Annotated in this window: 1 protein-coding gene; it reads right to left on the bottom strand. The window is 51.0% G+C overall.

Annotation, left to right across the window (positions count from 1 at the left end; genetic code table 11):
• A partial coding sequence (locus ACWF4Z_RS38425) for an SIS domain-containing protein (protein ID WP_452248125.1) occupies nt 1-345 on the bottom strand: 345 nt, incomplete at both ends.

Below are 345 nucleotides of genomic sequence, written 5' to 3'. Positions count from 1 at the left end.
TCTTCGCAAGGTTACGAGGTTTATCCACATCACAGCCGCGATGCAGTGCAGCATAGTAAGCGATCAGCTGCAATGGAACAACAGATACCAACGGAGCAAGCGCTGGGTTTACTTCAGGCAGTACGAATCTGTCATCCGCATCGTCTAGGCCTTTCAGTGAGATGATGCATGTGTTGGCTCCGCGAGCGGCAACTTCTTTGACGTTTCCGCGGATGCTTAGGTTTACGTGCTCTTGAGTTGCCAGTGCGAATACTGGTGTTCCTTGTTCGATCAAGGCAATCGTTCCGTGCTTCAGCTCTCCGCCGGCAAAGCCTTCTGCCTGGATGTAAGAAATCTCTTTTAGCT

The sequence above is a fragment of the Kribbella sp. NPDC055071 genome (assembly GCF_053608045.1).
This window is presented reverse-complemented; position numbering and strand designations above follow the sequence as displayed.